Source organism: Paraburkholderia sp. EG304 (assembly GCF_046543485.1).
In the GTDB taxonomy this organism is placed as follows: Bacteria; Pseudomonadota; Gammaproteobacteria; order Burkholderiales; family Burkholderiaceae; genus Paraburkholderia; species Paraburkholderia youngii.
This window is the reverse complement of sequence record NZ_JBKGUA010000013.1, coordinates 107,308-126,260: the sequence shown is the minus strand read 5'-3', so window position 1 is coordinate 126,260 and position 18,953 is coordinate 107,308. Positions and strand designations below refer to the sequence as shown.

Genomic DNA, 18,953 nt, shown 5'->3' with positions numbered 1-18,953 from the left:
TGCATATCGCTCGTAGTCATGCACTAGCCACGCGGCTTAACGCACGGGAGCAGACGGCAATCCGAGGAGACACGGGGCGGGGAGTCGCCATCGCTAAGCACGATACGAACGTGTCGCGTTAGGCGGCGAAAGAACTCTACGGCCGGAAGAGGGAAAGGGCAGCATGCGCGAACTACGCACGACGCCCAGAAATGCAGAGTGCAATCGAGCCGCCCATCGGTCACATGAACACCGACGGACAACCCGATCGCAACTATGTTCGAACCTACCTCAAATCACGCAGTCTTCTGCCCAATCTCGTGATTCGCGAGCACTTCGAGCGCGCGCACCATCGCCGAGTGGTCCCACGCCTTGCCGCCGTGCGCGACGCACGCGTTGAACAGCGCCTGGCAGGTGGCGGTGTTCGGCAGCGACACGCCGAGCGCCTGCGCGGTCGACAGCGCGAGGTTCAGATCCTTCTGGTGCAGTTCGATGCGGAAGCCCGGATCGAACGTGCGCTTGGTCATACGCTCGCCGTGCACTTCGAGAATGCGCGACGACGCGAAGCCGCCCATCAGCGCCTCACGCACGCGCGCCGGATCGACACCCGCCTTCGACGCGAGCAGCAGCGCTTCGCCGACCGCCTCGATGGTCGCCGCGACGATCACCTGATTGGCGACCTTGCACACCTGACCGGCGCCGACCGCGCCGATCAGCGTGACGTTCTTGCCCATCATGTCGAACATGGGCTTCACGCTGTCGAACGTGGCCTGTTCGCCGCCGACCATGATGGTCAGCGAGCCGGCCTTCGCGCCGACTTCGCCGCCCGACACCGGTGCGTCGAGGTAGTCGGCGCCGGTTTCGCGCACGCGCGCCGCGAAGTCGCGGGTCGCCATCGGCGAGATCGAGCTCATGTCGACGACGGTATGGCCGGCGCGCAGCGCGCTCGCGAGGCCGTTTTCGCCGAACAGCACGCGCTCGACGTCCGGCGTGTCCGGCACCATGATGAAGATCACGTCCGCGTTGGCGGCGACCGCGGCGGGGTTGTCGCATGCGACGGCGCCGGCCTGCGTTAGTTCGGCGGGCACGCCGCTACGCGTGAACGCGGCGAGCGGTACGCCGTTTTTCAGAAGGTTGGCGGCCATGGGCTTGCCCATGATGCCGAGTCCGATAAAGCCTGCTTTTTTCATGGAATGCTCCGAAGATGTCGTGGCGGCCGCGTTCAAGCTTCGCCCGCCGGTTTCTGCATGAAGTGTTTCTGCGCCGCCTGAGCGGCGCCCTTGAGCAGCCCCAGATCCGCGCAGACGGCGACGACGCGCGCGCCCATCGACAGATAACGTTCCGCGTCGGCCTGCACCGGCGCGAGAATGCCGCTCGACTTGCCGGCCGCCTGCGCGCGCTCGAACACATGCGCGATCGCCTGCTGCACGTCCGGATGGCTCGCGTTGCCGAGGTGGCCATACGATGCCGCGAGGTCGGACGGACCGATGAAAACCGCGTCGATGCCGTCCACCGCGAGGATGCTGTCGATCGCCTCGACCGCCTTGCGGCTTTCGATCTGCGGGATCACGCAGATGTTGTCGTTGGCGAGCGCGAAGTAGTCGGACACGGTGCCATAGCGGTTGCCGCGATGGCCGACCGACACGCCGCGGATGCCCTGCGGCGGATAGCGCGTTGCGGCGACCGCACGGGCGGCGTCCTCGGCGCTGTCGACGAACGGCACGAGGAAGTTCGAGAAGCCGCTGTCGAGGAATCGTTTGATCACGACGCTGTCGTTAGCCGGTGGTCGGACGACCGGCGCACTGCCGCTGTCCTTGAGCGCCATCAGTTGGGGGATCAGCGTGAGCACGTCGTTGGGCGCGTGTTCGGCGTCCAGCAGCATCCAGTCGAAGCCGACCGTGCCAAGCAGTTCAGTGGCGATCGGACTGGCAAGCGATGCCCAACAGCCGATCTGGGTTTTTCCCTCGCGCACCGCGCGCCGGAAGCGGTTCGGCAAGGATTCGTAAGGCGTGACGGCGGGCATGCGGGGTCTCCTCGAACGACGATGGATCGGGAATAGCGCTTCGACGACCGCAGTAAAACCGCGCAGAACGCGAGGTTATAAGTCGTCGTATGACTAACGGCAGATTAGCACCGAGCCCCTCCGTTGTAACGGTCGTGTATACCCGAATGACCCCGTCCGACAAGCGTTTCGGGTTGCATGGAGCCCCCGGAATGTTGTAGGATGACCTATATCTGAAGCCTTCATTCAAGGAAAGCCAAAAAATGCCTATTACCGGTGAAATGCTGATCGGTCGCAAAGCAGTGCGCGGCGAAGAAAAACCGCTGCGCGCGTTCAATCCTGCCACGGGTTCCGAGATTGCCGAGCCGGTGTTCGGCAGCGGCACCGTCGAGAACGTCGAGCAGGCCTGCGTGCTCGCGCAACAGGCGTTCGACGCGTACCGCCAGCTGCCGCTCGCAGTGCGCGCCGAGTTTCTGGATCGTATCGCGGACGGCATCACCGCGCTCGGCGACGAACTGATCGAACGCGCGATGGCTGAATCGGGCCTGCCGAAAGCGCGTCTGGAAGGCGAGCGCGGCCGCACCACCGGTCAGCTGAAGCTGTTCGCGCAAACCGTGCGTGCGGGCCAGTGGCTCAACGCGACGCTCGATTCGCCGCTGCCGGAACGCAAGCCGCTACCGCGCTCGGATCTGCGCATGCAGAAGATCGCGCTCGGCCCGGTCGCCGTGTTCGGCGCGAGCAACTTCCCGCTCGCGTTTTCGGTCGCGGGTGGCGACACCGCTGCGGCGCTCGCTGCCGGCTGCCCGGTCGTCGTGAAGGCGCACCGCGCGCACCTCGGCACCTCGGAGCTGGTGGGTCGTGTGATCCAGCGCGTCGCGCAGGAAATGGATCTGCCCGAAGGCGTGTTTTCGATGATCGTCGGCGCGGGGAACTCGGTCGGCGAGGCGCTGGTTGCGCACCCGGCCATCAAGGCGGTCGGTTTCACCGGTTCGCGCGCGGGCGGCACGTCGCTGATGCGCGTCGCGGCGGCACGTCCGGAGCCGATCCCCGTCTACGCCGAAATGAGCAGCATCAACCCGGTGTTCCTGCTGCCGAACGCTCTGACCGCACGCGGCGACAGCATCGCGCGCGGTTTCGTCGACTCGCTCGTGCTCGGCGCAGGCCAGTTCTGCACGAACCCCGGCCTCGCGATCGCGATCGACAGCGACGCGCTGAAGGGCTTCGTCGCGACGGCATCGGAAGCGCTCGCTGCCAAGCCGGCGCAGACCATGCTGACTTCGGGCATCCACGCCGCGTATGAAGACGGCGAAGGCAAGCTGGCCGCAACGAAGGGCGTCGAAGTCGTGGCACGCGGCGTCCCCGCGACCGGCCCGACCCAGGCCTGCGCGGCGCTGTTCGTGACCGACGCGCAGACGTTCCTCGCGAACCCGGCGCTGGAAGACGAAGTGTTCGGCCCGGTGTCGACGATCATCCGCTGCAAGGACGAGCAGGAAATGCTGAAGGTCGCCGAGCACTTCGCGGGCCAACTGACCGCGACGCTGCAGATGGACAACGCCGACGTGGCGGCTGCGAAGAAGCTGGTGCCGATTCTCGAGCGCAAGGCCGGCCGCATTCTGGTCAACGGCTTCCCGACCGGCGTCGAAGTGTGTCACGCGATGGTCCACGGCGGCCCGTTCCCGGCAACCTCGGACAGCCGCGCGACCTCGGTCGGCACCACGTCGATCGACCGCTTCCTGCGCCCGGTCTGCTACCAGGACTTCCCGGCCGAGCTGCTGCCGCAAACGCTGGCCGACGGCAATCCGCTGGAACTGTGGCGTCGTCGCGATGGCGAACTCACGCGCGGTTGATCGCGTGACGCCGTCCTGAACGGATGCGCGCGTCGTGCCGATATGGGCATGGGCGCGCATCGAAGGAAAGGGCGGTTGCAATCACAAAAAAAAATGGCCGGGAATTCCCCGGCCATTTTTTTCGCCCGCGTGCTTCTTCGCGCAAATCAGCTGCTCGCGTCGTTCGCTTCATTCGCGCGACGCAGCCGCTCGCGGCTATTCGACAGATGCATGCGCATCGCCGCCCGCGCGCCTTCGGCGTCGTGCCGGCTGATCGCTTCGAGGATGCTTTCATGCTCCAGGTTCACGAGCGACAGATACGCATCAGGATCGGCGCGCGCAATGCCGGCCGAGTCGAGCCGGTTGCGCGGAATCAGCGCGCTGCCCATCTGCGACAGGATGTCGACGAAATAGCGGTTGCCGGTTGCACGCGCGACCGAGATGTGGAATTGCAGATCGGCCTCCACGCTGTCGAGCCCGTTGTGACGCGTGGCTTCGATCGCGTCGAGCGCGGTACGCATGTGCGCGAGGTCGTCCGGTTTCGCGCGTTGCGCGGCAAGACCGGCGCATTCGGTTTCGAGGCTGATGCGCAGCTCCAGAATGGACAGCACGTCGCGCAGCGTGGTGGCGGGCACCATGTCGATGCCGAGCTTTTCGCGCTGCGGCTCGAGCACGAAGCTGCCGATACCGTGCCGCGTCTCGATGATTTTGCCTGCCTGCAGGCGGGAGATCGCCTCGCGGATCACCGTGCGGCTCACGCTGAGCGTGTTCATCAGCTGCGATTCGGTCGGGAGTTTGTCGCCCGGCTTCAGCACGTTGGCCGCGATCTGCTCGGTGACGTAATTGACGACGAACTCGGCAAGATTGCGAGCGCGTCGTGGCGGTGCCGCGGATGCTAGTGGTGTAGCCATCGAAAACGCTCCTTGTTTGGAAGATCGCTGGGAATCCTGCATTTTATTATATCGTCGTCTGACGACTGATTATATAAGCGCCGGATCGAATTCGGCGCGATTGTCACATGTATCGGCGGATGCCTGAACTTTGGCGCCTCGGTGCGCACGGCTCGCGCAAGGCGCCGGGCGTCCGCCGGCCGGAAGTACGATAACCGTAACGAAAACTGAGCCTATAGCGGGCTCACGCTGAGCGCAACTCGACTCGCCGGATGTCCTTGACGATCACCAGATAGCTGATCACCGTCATCAGGGCGTTCGCGCCGACGAACACCAGCGCGCCATTGAACGAGCCCGAACGCGCGACCAGATAACCGATCACGATCGGTGTCACGATGCCGGCGATGTTGCCGAACATGTTGAAGATCGCGCCGGACAGACCGAGCGCTTCCTTCGGCGCCGTATCGGCGACGACCGCCCAGCCGAGCGCGCCGATGCCCTTGCCGAAGAACGCGAGCGACATCAGCGCGACGACGATCCAGTCGGTCGACACGTAGTTGCAGCCGATGATGCAGGTCGACAGCAGCATGCCGCCGACGATCGGCACCTTGCGCGCGACGGTCAGCGACCAGCCGCGGCGGATCAACCCGTCCGACAACACGCCGCCGAGCACGCCGCCGAGAAAGCCGCAGATCGCCGGCAGCGAGGCCACGAGACCCGCCTTCAGAATCGTCATCCCACGCGCCTGCACGAGGTAGATCGGAAACCACGTCAGGAAGAAGTAGGTCAGCACGTTGATGCAGTACTGCGCGAGATAGACGCCGAGCAGCATGCGGTTGCCGAGCAACTGACGCACGAGCGTCCAGCCGCCGCTCTTCGACACGTCGTCCGGACCCGTCTTGCGCGCACCGCTGACGAGGCCGCCGCCTTGCTCGATGTACTCGAGCTCGGCGCGCGACACGCCCGGGTGATCGGCGGGATTCTTCATGACCTTCAGCCACGTCAGCGCGAGCAGCAGCCCGACCACGCCCATCACGACGTAGACCGTCTCCCAGCCGAACGCATGCGTGAGCCACGCCATCAGCGGCGTGAACACGACCGCGGCGAAGTATTGCGCGGCGTTGAAGATCGCCGACGCGGTGCCGCGCTCGTTGGTCGGGAACCAGCTCGCGACCACCTTTGCGTTCGCCGGAAACGCCGGCGACTCGGCCGCGCCCATCACGAAGCGCAGCGCGAACAGCGCGGTGATCGCCGCGCCGGCGCTGCCGAGCAGGCCGACCGAGCTTTGCAGCAGCGTGAACAGCGACCACAAGAAGATGCTCGCCGCGTACACGCGGCGCGCGCCGAAACGGTCGAGCAGCCAGCCGGCCGGCAGTTGCGACAGCACGTAGGCCCAGCTGAATGCGGAAAAGATATAGCCCATGCGGATCGCGTCGAGGCTGAACGCGGTGCGCATCGCGGAACCGGTGACGGACAGCGTCGCGCGGTCGGCATAGTTGAGGGTGGTGATCACGAAGATCAGCGCCAGGATCCCGTAGCGGACCTTGGTGCGTGCCGCGCTAGAGGCGGCGTCGGTGGAACTGGCCGTGCGGCTCAAGTCCATGGGTCATCTCCTGTATTGTTGGGCGAGGTGTGGTCTCTACGCCGGGCGGTCCGCAGACCGCCTGCCTATCGCGCAAATGCACGAACGCCCGGCAACGTTGCCGTGCCGGGCGTTCGCAACGGGGCCGTCTATGCAGCCCTCGTCGATGAGGCTCGCGAGCTTCTTCGCTCGAAGCCCCGACGCCGGTTCCTTACTGCGGTCCGAGCTTCTTGATCAGCGAGTCGAGCTGTTCGAGTTCTTCCGGAGTCAGATCGGTCAGCGGTGCGCGCACCGGACCTGCGTCGTGGCCGACCAGCTTCGCGCCAGCCTTGACGATGCTGACCGCGTAGCCTGCGCGGCGGTTGCGGATCTTCAGGTAAGGCAGGAAGAATTCGTCGATCAGCTTGCCGGTCGTTGCGTGGTCGTCGGCGGCGATCGCGCGGTAGAACTCCATCGCCGTCTTCGGGATGAAGTTGAACACCGCCGACGAGTACACCGGCACGCCCAGCGCCTTGTACGCAGCAGCATAGACTTCCGCGGTCGGCAGGCCGCCGAGGTACGAGAAGCGGTCGCCGAGGCGGCGGCGGATCGTCACCATGTTTTCGATCTCGCCCACGCCGTCCTTGAAGCCGATCAGGTTCGGGCAACGGTCGGCCAGACGCTCGAGCATGTCGGCGTTGAGCTTCGAGTTCGCGCGGTTGTAAATGATCACGCCCATGCCCGGAACGGCCTTGCAGACCTCTTCGGCGTGCGCGGCGATACCGTCCTGGCTCGCTTCGGTCAGGTAGTGCGGCATCAGCAGGATGCCGTGCGCGCCGAGGCGCTGCGCTTCCTTCGCGTAGGCGATCGCCACGCGGGTCGGGCCGCCTGCGCCGGCGAGGATCGGTACCTTGCCCTTGCAGACTTCGACCGCGGTCTTGACGACTTGCGTGTAGTCGTCTTGCGTCAGCGAGAAGAATTCGCCCGTGCCGCCGGCGACGAACAGCGCCGAAGCGCCGTACGGAGCGAGCCATTCGAGGCGCTCAGCGTAAGTGTTGGCGCGGAAATCGCCTTTAGCGTCGAAGTCGGTGACGGGGAAGGACAGGAGGCCTTCCGAAACGATCTGCTTGAGTTCCTGCGGTGTCGTCATGATCTAAATATCCAGGCGTCGGATGGGGTCGTTAGTAGGATCCAACTAGTACGACGGACGTCGTACTAGTAGAAAATCTTTGAAATCAGATTTCTTATACGTCATCGTACAACAATGAATCCCGTAACTCAACGGGGTTTTCACGGCATAATGCTGTCTATAGGGTAAATACGGAACACCCGGGCAAACGCCGGCGTTGTAGGATGACGTATGATTTCTGGCGAAGCAGGCCTACGCGCCTCAAGGATTTATCAATGGAACAAACCCCGCTCTACATCCGCGTTCATCCCAATGACAATGTCGCGATCGTCGTCAACGACGGCGGTTTGGGCGAGGGCGCGGTATTTGCCGATGGGCTCAGGCTGCGCGAGCGTGTGCCGCAGGGCCACAAAGTCGCGCTGGCCGATCTCGCCGAAGGCGACGAGGTCATCCGCTATAACGTCGTGATCGGTTATGCGCTGAAGCCGCTGCCGAAGGGCAGCTGGATCAACGAGCACGTGATCCGCATGCCGAGCCCGCCGGGACTCGAGGACCTGCCGATCGCCACGACCAAAGTGCCGGACATGCCGGCGCTCGAAGGCTACACGTTCGAGGGCTACCGTAACTCGGACGGCTCGGTGGGCACGCGCAACATCCTCGCGATCACGACCACCGTGCAGTGCGTCGCCGACGTCGTGCAACACGCGGTCACGCGCATCAAGGCCGAGCTGCTGCCGAAATATCCGAATGTCGACGACGTCGTGAGCCTCGGCCACACCTACGGCTGCGGCGTCGCGATCGACGCGCCCGACGCGATGGTGCCGATCCGCACCGTGCGCAACATCGCGCTGAACCCGAACTTCGGCGGCGAAGTGATGATGGTGAGCCTCGGCTGCGAAAAGCTGCAGCCCGAGCGTCTGATGCCGCCGGGCACGATTCCGATCGCCGCGGCCGCGGTGGTCGACGACGTCGCGGACATCGGCGATGTCGCGCTGGATCAGAACGGCGACGTCGTGGTGCTGCAGGACGAATCGCACGTCGGCTTCCAGTCGATGATCACGTCGATCATGAGGATGGCCGAAGGGCATCTGAAGCGCCTGAACAACCGCCGTCGCGAAACCTGTCCGGCGTCGGATCTGGTGGTCGGCGTGCAGTGCGGCGGCAGCGACGCGTTCTCGGGACTGACCGCGAACCCGGCCGTCGGCTTCGCGACCGACCTGCTGGTGCGCGCCGGCGCGACCGTGATGTTCTCGGAAGTCACCGAAGTGCGCGACGGCGTCGATCAGCTGACCGCGCGCGCGGCCAACGCGGACGTCGCGGCGGCGATCATCCGCGAGATGCAGTGGTACGACGATTATCTGAAGCGCGGCGGCGCGGACCGAAGCGCGAACACGACGCCCGGCAACAAGAAGGGCGGCCTGTCGAACATCGTCGAAAAGGCGATGGGCTCGATCATCAAGTCGGGCAACTCGGCGATCTCCGGCGTGCTGTCGCCCGGTGAGAAGGTCAATCAGAAGGGCCTGATCTACGCGGCGACGCCGGCCAGCGACTTCATCTGCGGCACGCTGCAGGTTGCTTCGGGCATCACGCTGCACGTCTTCACGACCGGCCGCGGCACGCCGTACAGCCTCGCCGAAGTGCCGGTCATCAAGGTGGCGACGCGTTCCGATCTCGCCCGCCGCTGGCATGATCTGATGGACATCAACGCCGGCACGATCGCGACCGGCGACTCCAGTATCGAGGAGGTGGGCTGGGAACTGTTCCGCCTGATGCTCGATGTCGCGAGCGGCCGCAAGGAAACCTGCGCGGAGAAGCTCGGGCTGCACAATGCGTTGACCCTCTTCAACCCGGCGCCGGTGACCTGATCAGGCAACCCGCACCATCCAATCTCAGGCGAGCGCCGGTCCAACCGGCGCTCGCTTTTCCGTTCAGAAGACCCGATCGCATCACAACAGCAAAGAGACATGACCGATTTGAACGTTGACCGCTCCGCGGCAAAGAAACCCTTCCGCCGTCTGCTGCTCACCGGCGCCGCGGGCAACCTCGGCAAGCAACTGCGTCCCGCGCTCGCGCAATGGGCCGACATCGTGCGCGTATCCGATATCGCGCCGCTCGGCGAAGTCGCCGCGCACGAGGAAGCCGCCGTCGTCGATCTCGCCGATGGAGCGGCCGTGCACGCGCTGCTCGAAGGCGTGGACGCGGTGGTGCATCTCGGCGGCATTTCCGTCGAAGCGCCGTTCGAAGACATCCTCGAAGCGAATATCCGCGGCCTGTACAACGTGTACTCGTCGGCGCAGAAGCACGGCGTGAAGCGCATCGTCTACGCGAGCTCGAATCACGCGGTGGGTTTCCATCCGGTGACGTCGGTGCTCGGCACCGACGCGCCGCTGCGTCCGGACGGCATGTATGGCGTGTCGAAGTGCTTCGGCGAATCGCTGTCGCGCTACTACTTCGACCGCTTTGGCCTCGAAACCGTGTGTCTGCGGATCGGCTCGTCGTTCGAGCAGCCGAAGACCGCGCGCATGCTCGTCACGTATCTGAGCTACCGCGACTTCATCGAGCTCGTGCGCTGCTCGCTGTTCACGAATCGCGTCGGCCACGCGATCGTCTACGGCGTGTCGAACAACCGCACCGCGTGGGTCGACAACACCAACGCCGCGTTCCTCGGCTACCGTCCGCAAGACAGCTCGGCGCAGTTCGAACATCTGTTCCCGCCGAGCGCCCCCGACACGCGCTTCGACGATCCGACCCAGCTGTACCAGGGCGGCCCGTTCGTACTCGCCGGTCCGATGGAGCCGAAGCGGGAGCCTAAATAATGAGTGCGAATCCGCAAGTGGAACGCTTCGAAGCGGCCGGTCCGTTGCCCGCAGCCACCGGTGAAAGCCCGGTCTGGCGCGCGGCCGGGCAGGCGTTGTACTGGGTCGACATTCCGGCGAAAAAGATCGTGCGCGGCTCGCTCGAAACCGGCAAGCGCACCGAATGGCTGCTGCCGGAGCAGGTTGCCTGCATCGCGTTCGATCACGCCGGCACCGTGCTCGCCGGCTGCGAGACCGGCTTGTTCGCGGTCACGCTCGCCGACGCGTCGAATGCGCCGGGCGGCGAGCCGCTGACAGCGTCGCTGCGCAAGCTCGCGGCGCCAGAATTCCCGCACGGCGGCATGCGTTTCAACGACGGCCGTTGCGATAGGCAAGGGCGCTTCTGGGCCGGCACCATGGTGATGGACATGGCGGCGGCGATCCCGGGCGGCGCGCTGTACCGCTTCGATGAGAAGGGCGTGCTGTCGGCACCGGTCGTCGATTCGCTGATCACGCAGAACGGCCTCGGCTGGTCGCCGGACGGGACGACGATGTATCTGTCGGACTCGCATCCGCTGCGCCGGCTGATCTGGGCGTTCGACTACGACGTCGAAACCGGCGAGCCGCGCAACCGTCGCGTGTTCGCCGATCTGCATCACTATTCGGGCCGTCCGGACGGCGCGGCGGTCGATGCCGACGGCTGCTACTGGATTTGCGCGAACGACGCCGGTCTGCTGCTGCGTTTCACGCCGCAAGGCAAGCTCGACCGGCAGATTCCAGTGCCGGCCATCAAGCCTGCGATGTGCGCATTCGGCGGCCGCGACCTGGATACGCTGTTCGTCACGTCGATTCGCCCGGCCAACGGCGCGAGCGAGCACGACGGCCATGTGTTCGCGCTGCGGCCAGGCGTGCGCGGGCTGCCTGAGCCCGAATTTGCAGGACAACTGTAATCTTGCTTACATAAGACATGCGCCGGGACGAAGTTTTTCGCCCGGCGTTTTCATTTCTCAGGGTCATTCGTGTGGCCCTTTATTCGTCACTCGTCATACAACATTTGACGTAAGGACCCCATTCCCGCATCTTTGTTCGGCAAAAATACAACAGTTCCGCAGACTAGGCCGGTTTCCGCTCATTCAGTGCCAGACGGCGTGGGGCTTGGCGGCGTGCCATTTCGCCGATAGCTGCAGGAGCTTTTCTTGATGCGGGTAAATACCGTCTGTACAAGTTAAAACCCCTTTTATAGACTTCGTATGTCGTCGTACAACATATAAGCCCAAACAAACGGCTTTCTATGTATGTGTGACAAGCGCAATTCGGCAGGTTTCAGGCGAGTGGTGCGGCTGTGGTCAATGCCGCATGCATGTCCGAAGCCGGCCGCCGTGATTGAAGTAAGTAGTCGAGTTGTCGACTGGAGTGCTGGGGCAACTGTGCCGGGGAAATTGCACAGCCAGTACGGCCAGCGCCCGCGCCTGAGAAGGTAGCGGGCGCGAAGCCGGAGACGCGTCAAAACCATGTCACATCCGCTGTTGCTGGGATGGTCTATTTTTCAAGGAATGTCACGATGAACAAGAAGTTTGCCTCTTCCCGTGTTTCGATGATCGTCGCAGCCGCGGCGCTGGCGTTCAGCACGATGTCGGCTGAAGCGCGCGTGTTCCGCGTTGCCGATGTGCACGGCGACACCTTCCCGACCAACATGGCCGTGAAGTACATGGGCGAGCAGATCAGCAAGGCGACCGACGGCAAGGACTCCGTGAAGGTGTTCGGCAACAGCGCGCTCGGCTCGGAAAACGACACGATCGACCAGGTTCGTATCGGTGCGCTCGACATGACGCGCGCCAACGGTGCTGCGTTCAACGAAATCGTGCCGGAATCGATGATCCCGTCGCTGCCGTTCCTGTTCCGCGACGTCGACCATTTCCGCAAGGTCATGTACGGTCCGGAAGGCCAGAAGATCCTCGACGCGTTCACCGCGAAGGGCATGATCGCGCTGACGTTCTACGAGAGCGGCGCACGCTCGATGTACGCGAAGAAGGCGATCAAGTCGCCGGCTGACATGAAGGGCCTGAAGGTTCGCGTGCAGCCGTCCGACCTGATGGTCGACGAAATCAAGGCAATGGGCGGCACGCCGACCCCGATGCCGTTTTCGGAAGTCTATACGGGCCTGAAGACCGGCCTCGTCGACGGCGCCGAAAACAACATCCCGTCGTACGAAGAAACCAAGCACTTCGAAGTCGCTCAGGTCTACTCGGAAACCCAGCATTCGATGACCCCCGAAGTGCTGGTGTTCTCGAAGAAGGTGTGGGACACGCTGTCGCCGCAAGAGCAGCAGATCATCAAGAAGGCCGCTGCCGACTCGGTGCCGTACTACCAGAAGCTGTGGACCGCGCGTGAAGCCGACGCGCAGAAGACCGTCACGAAGGGCGGCGCAACGGTGGTCGCGGCTTCGCAGATCGACCGTGCGGCTTTCGTGAAGGTGATGCAGCCTGTGTGGACGAAGTACGAAAAGACCCCGCAGATGAAGCAGATCGTCGACGAGATCCAGGCAATCAAGTAAGTCTCGCGTCCCGGACGCAATCAGCAATAGCAACGTTTGTCGCAGCAGCGGCGTGAATGGTCCGCGAGGAAACTCGCGAGACCTTCCGCCGCGCAGTTTCGCGCGCGCGGATCGCGTCGCTTCGGGACGGCTGAATTTTAAGCACAGGTCGGACGTAAGCAAGGACAGGGTCATGAGTTTCCTGAAACGCCCAAATGATTTTCTTTTTCGCGTGCTGCTGGTCGTTGCGTCGGTTAGCCTCGCCGCACTTTGCCTGCTCGTGATTTATAGCGTGGTGATGCGCTACGTGTTTAGCGATGCACCCGATTACGTGGAGCCCATCGCATTGTTGCTGGTGATTCTGATCGCGATGTTCGGCGCCGCATTGAAGGTTCGCGAGGGCGGTCACATCGGACTCGACTCGCTCGTCAAGAAATTGCCCGAGAAGGGCCAGGTGATCGCGAAAGGGATTCAGCACCTCTGCCTGTTTGCTTTCGCGGTGGCCGTTTTCGTCGGTTGCTTCGAGATGGCGGAAACCACGATGGGCGACCGCATTCCGATCATCGGCGTGCCGGAAGGCGTGCGCTACTGCATTCCGATCTTCGCGAGCGTGTGCATCGCGTTGTTCTCGATCGAGCATCTGCTCGAGCTCTTCGCCGGGAAGCGGGAAGAGCCAGCGCTCGAACTCTCCGTCACGGAATAAAAGTAGAGCCATCATGGAACTTGCCCTCCTCACCGTCAGTTTTCTAGTTTTCCTTTTTTTAGGTGTTCCGGTTTCATTCGCGCTGGGGCTGTCCTGCGTCCTGACCTATCTGTTCGAAGGTCTGCCGACCGCGACCGCGATGCAGGCGATGATCTCGGGCATGAACGGTTTCTCGTTCCTCGCGGTGCCGTTCTTCATCTTCTCCGGCGAGCTGATGCTCCACGGCGGCATCGCTGACCGCATCCTGCGTTTCGCGCAGGCTACGGTCGGCCATTTCCGCGGTGGCCTTGGCATGGCCAACGTGGTCGCCTGCACGCTGTTTGGCGGCGTGTCGGGTTCGCCGACCGCGGATACGTCGGCAATGGGCGGCGTCGTGATCCCGCTGATGAAGCGCGAAGGTTATAGCGCCGCATACGCGGTCAACGTGACCACGCACTCGTCGCTCGCCGGCGCGCTGATGCCGACGTCGACCAACATGATCATCTACGCGTTCGCGGCGCAAGGCGTGAGCGGCGTGCTGAACGGCAAGCAGATGAGCGGCGTGTCGATCGGCGATCTGCTGTTCTCCGGTCTGTTGCCGGTACTGTGGGTGATGGGCCTCGTGCTGGTCGCCGCATACTGGCAGGCCGTCAAGTTCGGCTATCCGCGCCGTCCCGACGGTTCGACCCAACTGCAGCGTTTCCCGGGCTGGATGGCGGTGCTGCGTACGTTCATCGGCGCGGTGCCGGGCCTGATGGTCATCGCGATCATTCTGTTCTGCGTGGCGCGCGGTATCGCCACTGCGACAGAGGCGGCCGCGATCGCCGTGGCTTACTCGCTGATATTGACCATCGTCGTGTACCGCACGTTGACGCTGAAAAAGCTCGGCCATGCGCTCGGCAAGGCCGCGAAGACGACCGGTGTGGTGCTGCTGCTGATCGGTGTGTCGAACATGCTGCGCTTCCAGATGGCCTATCTGGAGATTCCGGACGCGATCGAACGCATGCTCGACGGCGCGACCTCGCTGCCGTGGCTGATGTTGCTGTACATCAACGTGATTCAGGTGTTTCTCGGGACCTTCGTCGATATGGCGGCGCACATCCTGATCACGACCCCGCTGTTCCTGCCGATGGCGATGCACAACGGCGTGGGTCCGGTTCAGTTCGGCATCATGATCCTGCTGAACTGCGCATTGGGTCTCGTGCATCCGCCGATTGGCTCGGTGCAGTTCATTGGTTGCGCAATTGGCAATGTGTCGATAGGTGAAACTACTAAGGTGGCGTGGCCGTATTACCTCGCTATCTTCTCGGCCATCAATATTGTCACCTACGTACCGTGGTTCTCGACGTGGTTGCCGAGCGTCATCAACGGTCATCCGGTGTTCTGATTCAAATAAGACGTCTTACCCACACTCTGCGGCGCTTGCATGGGCTGCTTCAAAAAGTTTTTAACAGAGGAGTAGAAATGAAAAAGACTCTCGTGGCTTCGGCAGTGGCGTTGGTCGCGCTGGGCGCGCACGCGCAAAGCAGCGTGACGCTCTACGGTATTGTCGATGCTGGGTTGGGCTGGCAGAACAGCTCGACGTCGTTGAGCGCATTGGGATCGTCGAAGCCCTCGGCCGGTGGTGCTTCGAAAGTCCAAATGATCAACGGCGTGTGGGCTGGTAGCCGTTTCGGCCTGAAGGGCTCGGAAGATCTGGGTGGCGGCACGAAGGCGATTTTCCAGTTGGAACAAGGCTTTAATAGCGCAACCGGCGCGCAAGGCGTGTCGGGTCTGGCGTTCAACCGCCAGGCATGGGTGGGTATGACGAACGGCCAATTCGGTACGCTGACGGCTGGCCGCCAGTACACCTCGTACTACACGCTGCTGTCGCCGTATAGCCCGACCACGTGGCTGACCGGTTTTTACGGCGCGCACCCGGGTGATATCGACTCGCTGGATACGCTGTACCGCTCGAACAACTCGCTGGTCTACACGTCGCCGAGCTTTGGCGGCCTGACGGTCAGCGGTTCGTACTCGCTGGGCGGCAACGCAGGCAGCTTCGCCGCTGGACAGGTCTGGAGCGTCGCAGCACAGTACCTGAACGGCCCGGTTGGCATCGCAGCAGGTATCCAGCGTATCGACAATGCGGGCATCTTCACCCCCGCCACCGCGACGGCCGCGGCCAGCACGAACTGGAATTCCGCGATGTCGAATAACGGCGCACAGCCGGCGGTCTCGGCAATCAACAACGGCTTCCAGACCGCAGCGAAGCAGCAGCGCGTCGCAGTGACGGGCGGCTACGCGTTCAGCTCGGCGTTGGACGTTTCGTTCGCATACTCGAACGTTCAGTACGCTGCAGGTTCGGGCTCGTTGTTCCACGGCACCCAAATCTGGAACACGGGTGGCGCAGTGCTGCACTGGAAGCCGATCTCGGTGCTGGACCTGGCCGCTGGCTATAGCTACACCCGTGCAACGTCGTCGAACGGCATTTCGGACACAGCCAGCTACAACCAGTTCAACCTGTCGCAGTACTACACCCTGTCCAAGCGCACCGGTCTGTACGCGCTGGAAGCCTATCAGCGTGCTAACGGCAAGACGCTGGCAGGCGACGGCAAGACGATCATCAACGCACAAGCAAGCATTGGTGACGGCCAGAACAGCGCGCCGGCATCGTCGCGCAGCCAGGTCGCTGTCGGCGTTGGTATCATCCACAAGTTCTAAACAGTTACTGAACACGTGGCGGCACGTTGTTTTGCCGCCACATCGACGCGATTTTTTTCGCGTTGTAAGCCTCGAAAGCTGCGCACCTCACGTGCGCAGCTTTTTTTTCGATGCCTCTTTTTTATGCATCGAAGCGCTGGTCTCGCCGGCGCTTTTCGGGTCGATCAGGCCTCCGACCATAAACGCCCACCCGTTGCCCAGTTTTCGCGTTTAACGTCGGTCAGGATGATATCGACCGAGTTCGGCTCGACGCCGAGCGACTCGCAGGTGGCTTTCGTGATCGCTTCGACGAACTGGCGTTTCTGTTCCAGCGTACGGCCTTCGAAGAGTTCGATATGAAACGTGGGCATGACGTTGCTCCATAGGGTTGAGAGTTGGGACTGAAATGAAGCGGACCGGCTCGGGTGTTCAGGCGCGATAACCTCGATCGAGTCGATCGAGTTTGCGCAGCAGCGCGGGCCATTCGAGCGCGCCTTCGATCGCGCCGCCATCGTAGAGCTGCTCCGCCGTGCGCGCGGCGACCGCGTCGCTCGGCACGACCAGCGGCGCGCCGCAGGTTTGCGCCTGGATCTGGATTTCACAGGCTTTCAGCAGCGTCGCCATCAGCACATAAGCTTCGGCAACCGTGCGTCCGAGCGTCAGCGTGCCGTGATTGCGCAACAGCATCGCGTGGTGATCGGCGAGGTGCGCGACGAGGCGCTCGCCTTCGGCCGGCGTGAACGCGAGGCCTTCGTAGTCGTGATATGCAAGCTGGCCGTAAAAGCGCAGCGCGTGCTGCGACGCCGGCAGCAATCCTTGCGGCTGCGCGGACACGGCCACGCCCGCGGTGTTATGCAGATGCATCACGCAGAACGCGTCGTCGCGCGCGGCATGCACGGCCGCGTGCAGCGCGAAGCCGGTGGCATTCACCGGATGTTCGCTGGCGCCGACGATATTGCCCGCGATGTCGATTTTCACGAGATTCGACGCGCATACCTCATCGAACGCGAGGCCGAACGGATTGATCAGGAAGTGGCCCGGTTCGCCGGGCACGATCGCGGAAATGTGTGTGTAGATCAGATCGTCCCAGCCGTTGAGCGCGGCGAGTCGATAAGCGGCGGCCAGATCGATGCGGGTTTGCTGTTCCGCTTGCGACTGCGGACCGGTCTCGGCGATGCGGCCGGCGGGTGAGTGGGCGAACGACATATCTGTCTCCTGTCGGCTGGAGTGAGTGTTTCAGCACCGACTTCGGCGTCATGCGATGGATCGCCAAGGCATGAAGGTTGCTGAATGCGAGGCAGCGCGATGCGCGAACCGGCGTAGGATGCTACCGCACAATCCCGCGCCGTTGGCGACAGCGCACGACCCATCCTTGCGCTACGCGGCGCGGCGCCCCAGCTAGCGCGAGCGCGGTCAGCGCGCCGTTGAATCCTGACAGGCCGGCGTCGAATGAGGCAACGCTCGCGCCGAGCAACAGATGCGCAGCACTGGCCAAGGTCGCGCCGCCCAGCGCATACAGCGCGTGTCTTCGCGAGGCGGCGGCAATCCCGAGCAGCACCAGCACACCCGCTGGCGCGTCCGCCGCGAAGCCGGTCTGCGCAACGCCCGCGAGCACGCCGCTGACGAACCGCATCACGTCGAGCGGATGAGCGGCATGGGGACCCGCTGACAAGGAACGGCTCGCGATCAGCGGCAACCATAGCCACGTGACGATCAGGCACGGACTCGACAGATAGCCGAACCGACGCACGCGCAAACAATGCCACCACGGTCGCAGCAGCCACGCGGTGGCCGTCGCCGCAAGAATCGCGACGGCCGACGCGCGCGCCGGATCGCCGATGAAGCTGAACGCGGCGAGGCTCGCCAGCGCGCCGTTGAAGCCGAGCAGGCCAGCGCGCAGGTCGGCGTCGGCCGAACCGGCGAGCACCGCGCTGACGTTGGCCGCGATCGCGCCGAGCAGCGCGGCGCACGAGACGCGGCTCGCTCACCAGCCACGCGCCGAGCATGCACGCGCCGGTCGCGGCGTTCGATTGCAGCACGATCTGGCCGAAGCTGCGCAGCAGCGTGCGCAGCGGGGCGCTGAGCGAGGAAGAGGGCGCATCGGTCGCGGCGGCGTGCATCGGCGGCGGGTTCGGAGTCACGACAAACCGCGAGCATAGTCGAGCGGCCAACACTCAGGCATCTCGCGCGTTGATACTGGCTATTTGCCGGCCGTAAGCGCCTGGGTCGGGATTGACTCGCGCGCGGACTTTCGCGCTACGATGAAAGGCCGGCGCGCCCACTGCGCCGTTTCGCGAGGAGACACCGATGCGTGAATTACGATGGGCCTCGGAAGAGGGCGACGGCATCGAACATCTGGTATTCGATGCGCGCGACGACGGCTTCGCCGTGGAAAGCGTCGTGATAGGGCAGCGCTACGGCAAAACCTACGGGCTGCATTACTCGGTGCGCTGCGACGCGCGCTGGCGCACGCGCTACGCGCACCTGAAGATCGTTGGCGGCGGCGAGCTGGAATTGCATGGCGATGGCGAAGGCCATTGGCACGACGGGCACGGCCTCGCGCTGAGTGCGATCGAGGGCTGTATCGATATCGATATCGCCGCGACGCCGTACACGAATACGTTGCCGATCCGCCGGCTGCAACTGGCCGAGGGCGAACGTCAACCGATCGAAGTCGCGTACATCTCGACGCCCGACTTGCAGGTTACGCGCGCCGAGCAGGCATACACGTGCATCGAGTTGAATGGCGAGTACCGCTATGAAGGCATTTTTCGCGAGTTCACCGCCAATATGCGCGTGGATAGCGATGGCCTCGTGATCGACTATCCGACCTTGTTCGCGCGTTTGCCGCGCGCGCGTTAGGTTTAGCCTTTC

General features: G+C 63.7%; 17 protein-coding genes and 1 pseudogene. 10 read left to right on the top strand and 8 right to left on the bottom strand.

The annotated features are described in order from the left end of the window. Positions 1-275: 275 nt before the first annotated feature. Together ACLFKU_RS17875 and garL are read right to left on the bottom strand one after the other, a co-directional pair. Positions 276-1,205, bottom strand: a complete 930-nt coding sequence (locus ACLFKU_RS17875; protein WP_410849939.1) for a 2-hydroxy-3-oxopropionate reductase — start codon at positions 1,203-1,205, stop codon at positions 276-278. Then, positions 1,202-2,002 carry a 2-dehydro-3-deoxyglucarate aldolase gene (gene garL / locus ACLFKU_RS17870; protein WP_368585315.1) on the bottom strand — a complete coding sequence of 267 codons (801 nt, stop codon included), beginning with the start codon at positions 2,000-2,002 and terminating at the stop codon, positions 1,202-1,204. The genes ACLFKU_RS17875 and garL overlap by 4 nt, the downstream gene beginning before the upstream one ends. A gap of 242 nt (positions 2,003-2,244) precedes the next feature. Between garL and ACLFKU_RS17865 the strand changes: the two genes are divergently transcribed. After that, positions 2,245-3,828 carry an aldehyde dehydrogenase (NADP(+)) gene (locus ACLFKU_RS17865; protein ID WP_410849938.1) on the top strand — a complete coding sequence of 528 codons (1,584 nt, stop codon included), beginning with the start codon at positions 2,245-2,247 and terminating at the stop codon, positions 3,826-3,828. 146 nt (positions 3,829-3,974) lie between these two features. On the opposite strand, the gene ACLFKU_RS17860 is transcribed toward ACLFKU_RS17865, so the two are convergent. From ACLFKU_RS17860 to kdgD, 3 genes are all read right to left on the bottom strand, one after another. Next, positions 3,975-4,718, bottom strand: a complete 744-nt coding sequence (locus ACLFKU_RS17860) for a FadR/GntR family transcriptional regulator (RefSeq protein ID WP_410849937.1) — start codon at positions 4,716-4,718, stop codon at positions 3,975-3,977. Between the two features lie 223 nt (positions 4,719-4,941). Then, positions 4,942-6,300, bottom strand: a complete 1,359-nt coding sequence (locus ACLFKU_RS17855) for an MFS transporter (RefSeq protein WP_410849936.1) — start codon at positions 6,298-6,300, stop codon at positions 4,942-4,944. A 190-nt stretch (positions 6,301-6,490) separates the two neighbouring features. Beyond that, on the bottom strand, positions 6,491-7,408 hold the full coding sequence (gene kdgD / locus ACLFKU_RS17850) for a 5-dehydro-4-deoxyglucarate dehydratase (RefSeq protein ID WP_368585319.1): 918 nt from the start codon (positions 7,406-7,408) through the stop codon (positions 6,491-6,493). A 254-nt stretch (positions 7,409-7,662) separates the two neighbouring features. Between kdgD and garD the strand changes: the two genes are divergently transcribed. The 7 genes from garD (at position 7,663) to ACLFKU_RS17815 (ending at position 16,100) form a co-directional block, all read left to right on the top strand. Next, positions 7,663-9,252 carry a galactarate dehydratase gene (garD, locus tag ACLFKU_RS17845; protein WP_410849935.1) on the top strand — a complete coding sequence of 530 codons (1,590 nt, stop codon included), beginning with the start codon at positions 7,663-7,665 and terminating at the stop codon, positions 9,250-9,252. Positions 9,253-9,351: 99 nt separating this feature from the next. Next, positions 9,352-10,203, top strand: coding sequence for an NAD-dependent epimerase/dehydratase family protein (locus tag ACLFKU_RS17840; protein WP_018433107.1), 852 nt, complete (start codon positions 9,352-9,354; stop codon positions 10,201-10,203). Further along, positions 10,203-11,132, top strand: a complete 930-nt coding sequence (locus ACLFKU_RS17835) for an SMP-30/gluconolactonase/LRE family protein (RefSeq protein ID WP_368585322.1) — start codon at positions 10,203-10,205, stop codon at positions 11,130-11,132. The genes ACLFKU_RS17840 and ACLFKU_RS17835 overlap by 1 nt, the downstream gene beginning before the upstream one ends. A 611-nt stretch (positions 11,133-11,743) precedes the next feature. Continuing rightward, complete coding sequence (locus ACLFKU_RS17830) at positions 11,744-12,736, top strand: TRAP transporter substrate-binding protein (protein ID WP_176105711.1); 993 nt, start codon at positions 11,744-11,746, stop codon at positions 12,734-12,736. Positions 12,737-12,908: 172 nt separating this feature from the next. Further along, on the top strand, positions 12,909-13,418 hold the full coding sequence (locus tag ACLFKU_RS17825; RefSeq protein ID WP_368585323.1) for a TRAP transporter small permease: 510 nt from the start codon (positions 12,909-12,911) through the stop codon (positions 13,416-13,418). A 13-nt stretch (positions 13,419-13,431) separates the two neighbouring features. Continuing rightward, complete coding sequence (locus ACLFKU_RS17820) at positions 13,432-14,784, top strand: TRAP transporter large permease (protein WP_368585324.1); 1,353 nt, start codon at positions 13,432-13,434, stop codon at positions 14,782-14,784. Between the two features lie 77 nt (positions 14,785-14,861). Next, a complete protein-coding gene (locus ACLFKU_RS17815; protein WP_410849934.1) occupies positions 14,862-16,100 on the top strand; it encodes a porin in 1,239 nt (412 codons plus the stop codon). 164 nt (positions 16,101-16,264) lie between these two features. Here ACLFKU_RS17815 and ACLFKU_RS17810 read toward each other — a convergent pair whose 3' ends face one another. The 3 genes and pseudogenes from ACLFKU_RS17810 to ACLFKU_RS17800 form a co-directional block, all read right to left on the bottom strand. Continuing rightward, entirely contained in the window at positions 16,265-16,450 is a 186-nt protein-coding gene (locus ACLFKU_RS17810) for a 4-oxalocrotonate tautomerase (protein ID WP_018433112.1), read from the bottom strand. A gap of 58 nt (positions 16,451-16,508) precedes the next feature. Continuing rightward, a complete protein-coding gene (locus ACLFKU_RS17805; protein ID WP_410849933.1) occupies positions 16,509-17,285 on the bottom strand; it encodes a class II aldolase/adducin family protein in 777 nt (258 codons plus the stop codon). A 190-nt stretch (positions 17,286-17,475) separates the two neighbouring features. Next, positions 17,476-18,139, bottom strand: a pseudogene (locus ACLFKU_RS17800) (urea transporter); the annotation flags it as partial. Here ACLFKU_RS17800 and ACLFKU_RS17795 point away from each other — a divergent pair. Both ACLFKU_RS17795 and ACLFKU_RS17790 read left to right on the top strand, forming a co-directional pair. Continuing rightward, entirely contained in the window at positions 18,084-18,296 is a 213-nt protein-coding gene (locus ACLFKU_RS17795) for a hypothetical protein (protein ID WP_410849975.1), read from the top strand. The pseudogene ACLFKU_RS17800 and the gene ACLFKU_RS17795 overlap by 56 nt on opposite strands. A gap of 90 nt (positions 18,297-18,386) precedes the next feature. Further along, the gene (locus ACLFKU_RS17790; RefSeq protein WP_410849932.1) at positions 18,387-18,941 is read left to right on the top strand and encodes a putative glycolipid-binding domain-containing protein; all 555 of its coding nucleotides are present in this window, start codon (positions 18,387-18,389) and stop codon (positions 18,939-18,941) included. Positions 18,942-18,953: the final 12 nt, after the last annotated feature.